General features: G+C 70.4%; 1 protein-coding gene. It reads right to left on the bottom strand.

Annotated features, from left to right (window positions below; all coding sequences use genetic code 11):
• The coding region (locus tag ACFYX0_RS45015) for a choice-of-anchor D domain-containing protein (RefSeq protein ID WP_388980909.1) at window positions 1–2950 on the bottom strand (2950 nt) is incomplete at its 3' end.
• Window positions 2951–3610: the final 660 nt, after the last annotated feature.

The raw sequence follows: 3610 nt of genomic DNA, 5'->3' as shown, positions 1-3610 counted from the left end.
AGGGCGCCGAGGCGTTGCCGGTGCCCCGGTACAGCCACAGGCCACCCTTGCTGTCGCGGGCGACGAGGTCCGCCTTGCCGTCCCCGGTCACGTCACGGGCGCCGACGACGGAGTTGTAGATGTTCCAGCCGGGGCCGACCTGTTTGCGGGGTGCGAAGGGTGCCTTCGGGTTGCCGGTGCTCTGGTAGAACCACAGCGTTCCCTTGCTGTCGCGGCCGACGACGGTTCCGGTGCCGTCCGCCATCTCACCGCTGACGCTGGTGAGGATGTTGTAGGTGTTCCAGCCGGTTCCGATGGCGGCCCGGGCGGCCAGTGCCCCGGAGGGCACACCGGTGCCGCGGTAGAGCCACAGGGTGCCGGAGTTGTCCCGTGCCAGCACGGTGCCCAGCTGCGACGCCGGGGGCACACCGATGCCGGTGAGCGACTCCAGTTGTGCCCCCTGCCCGGCGTCGCCGGTGACCTCGTACGTGGCCGACTGGCTGCCGCTCACGGTCGGGGCGAAGGTGACCGTCTGGCGGACACTCTGCTCGGGACCGATGACCAGGCCCTCGGCAAGCTGGTCGGCGCTGCTGAACGCACCTGCCGGAGCCTTCGCCTTGGTGACGGTTACCGGGATGTTCCCCGTGTTGGTGATGGTGAAGCTCCGCGTGCTCGACGTGCCGCGGACCACCGCGCCGAACGAGAGGCTCGTCGGACTGAACACCAGGTGGCCCTCGCCGCTGATCGCGTCGCCCTTGACCGGGATGGTGAGCGCACCGCTGGTGCTGCTCAGTGTGATCGACGAGGAGTTCTGGCCGGTGACCGTGGGCGCGTACCCGACCTGCAGGACGATCGAGCTCTGGGCCGGGATCACCGTCGAGTTCGCCGGGTCGGCGCTCGGCAGGTCGGCGGCCGTGAACGGTCCCTCGGGCGGGGTGAGGGAGATGATGGTCTCCGGGGCAGTGCCCGTGTTCGTCAACTGGACGTTCGCGGTGGCCGTGGTCCCCGTCGGCTGGTTGCCGAAGGACACCGTGCCCGGGAACGCAGCCAGACCGGACTTGGTGCCGACGCCGTGCAGACTCAGTGCGAAACTGCCGGCGTCGGTGGCCACGGTGAGCGTTCCACTCGCGCCCAGGACCGCGGCGGGTGTGAAGGAGAGGGGTATCGACAGCTGCCCGCCCGCCGGGATCGTCGGCGGCAGCGACGATGTGTCCGCGGTGAACGGACCGTCGACCGTGACGCCCTTGATGCCAAGGGAATGGGACGGGCTCTGGTTCTCCGTCAGGACAACGTCGGTGCTCGCGGAGCCGCCCACCGGCACGAGCCCGAATTCGACCGGGCCGCCCTTGAGCGGGCTGCCCACCGGATTACCGAAGGCGTAGACCTTCCCCTCCCGAGTGCCGACGAAAACCTGCCCGCCGTCAGTGGCCGGGGTGGCGAACTTCGACGCGGTGCCGATCGGCGCGGACCAGACCAGCGGCAGGACGCCGTTCGCGTCGGGAACCGGCTCGTACGCGCGCAGCTGGGCGTTGACGCCGCTGGACCCGCCCGACCAGACCACCCACACCACAGCGCTGCCCGAGCGCGTTCCGTCGGAGGTCACCACGGGCGATCCGCTGGTATACGGGAAGGAGTCCTGGCTGGATCCCGCGACGGTCAGCGCGGGGTCGCCCGAGCCCGTCACGCCGCGGTGCAGCGCCACCAGTGAGCCACCGTTGCCGACGCAGTAGACATAACCGCCGTCACCGCCCCAGACCGCGGGGTGGCCCCACTGGCCCTTGAGCGGCCCGGTGGTTCCCACCACCTCGTCGGTCCCGCCGGTGCCCTGCGACCTGCCGCCGAGGTCGTCGCGGTCCAGCAGGAAGACCCGGCCGTCCTTGCCCTGCTGCACCATCAGATGCGGGTGGGAGGCGGTACCGAAGCTGTCCGGCAGACCGACCGGCCCGCCGGAGGCCAGGTCCTTGTCCTGCCAGTCCAGGGTCGGCGCGTTGGACGGGCTGAAGAAGTCGGCGGCCTTCAGACTCCCCTCGGCCTGCACCTGCAGCCGGACCACGGACTCCGCGAGCGTGCCGGGCGGCGCGCTGCCAGGGCCGGGCGCCGGGCTGACGCCGTTGCCGGTGGTGAGGAAGATCCGGCCGGGACCGTCCGAGACGAGTCCCCCGCCGGACTGCCAGATGCCGGCCCCGCTGTTGCTGGCACCGGTCTCCGTCGCCCACATCGAGGTCACCGAGGGGTTGGTGGTGCTGACGCCGACCACGTAGCCGCGATAGGGCTCGGCGTCGCAGTGTCCGCCGAACGCCGCGTACACCACCCCGTCGAGCAGCAGCAGGCCCGGACGCTGCATCTGGTACGCGGGCAGGAAGGACTGGGTGGGGTCGTTGGACGGGGTGCCCTGGATCGTCACGGGGAAGCCGGACTTCTCCGCCCCCGTGACCGGGTCGAGCGCGTGCATGTACCAGTGCGGGCTCAGGTGGGTGGGACCGTCGTCGACCTTGGTCGTCAGATAGACCGCGCCGCCGGCGGGGTCGTACACCGGGGTGGCGGTGCTGCCGACGTCCGGCACCAGGTCGCCGCAGTTGAGGGTGGACGCGGGCCATGCAGGCCCGAAGCTGCGCTGCCACAGCACGGCTCCTGTGGCGCGATCAAGGCCGTAGGCCCTGTTGTTCTCGGTGACCGCCACCACCGTGCCGCCCACGACGATCGGCTGGGCGTATATCTGCCCGTCGAGCTGCGCGGGAGCCCTCCACAGCTGCCCGAAGGAAGAGGAGCGCACGTCGGACGGGCCGAGACCCGGTTCACTCCCGTCCCAACCGGTCCGCAGGACGTCCACCGAGCCGGTCGTCTCACCCGCCTGCGCTTGACGCACACCCAGCCCCACCAGGCCCGCGGCCACCGCGGCGGTCAGGGCGAGCACCACACCGCGCCGCCGGATGCGTCTGCGTCTGTGTGCGTGTCCGGTGGCACCCACCACCGCATCGCCTTGTGACAGCACCAAGGAAACCCCCCTGAGTCCCCATCCCCGAAGGCCCCTACGCCCTCCCCCGCGCCACGGCGGCCTCCACGATCGCGGGGAGGCCGCGCCACACGAGCCGCAACCCGCGCATCCAATCACAAACCGGCGTCTGCGCCTACGGTTGCAAAGGTTTGATGCATACGGTCCCACCGCATGCTCACGCAGAGTCGACGTGCCACCTCACCGCCTGACGGGGCACCGGACGGTCACCGTACAGACCCGACGAGGCCGCCACCCGCGCGTCCGTGAGCGAGGTGGTCGGCCACTGAGCCCTCCCCCAACTCCACGAATGGATCACACAGGCGATCGCCGCCGACGAGACCTGGCAACTGATTGACCACCAGCACTACTGGCGGCTGGCCGACGGCCACCTCACTCACCGCGACGAAGCGTGAGACCGATTCCGGACGACACGCACACCCCCCGCGGGTTCACAACCAACCCAAGGGGCCGCACCCAGGAATCAGGACACCAGACCCTCGGGTTCCCAACGAGAAACCTTCAGTTCCCCTGAACTCACGGGGGGTGCGTTTCCCGTTGAGTGAGCTGCCGCGGGGTGGTCACGCGGGGACGACGAAGTCCTGCTGGTAGCGGGCGGTGTGCTGCCGTTCGTGTTCG

It is taken from the genome of Streptomyces sp. NPDC002573 (assembly GCF_042889625.1).
In the GTDB taxonomy this organism is placed as follows: domain Bacteria; phylum Actinomycetota; class Actinomycetes; order Streptomycetales; family Streptomycetaceae; genus Streptomyces; species Streptomyces gibsoniae.
This window is presented reverse-complemented; position numbering and strand designations above follow the sequence as displayed.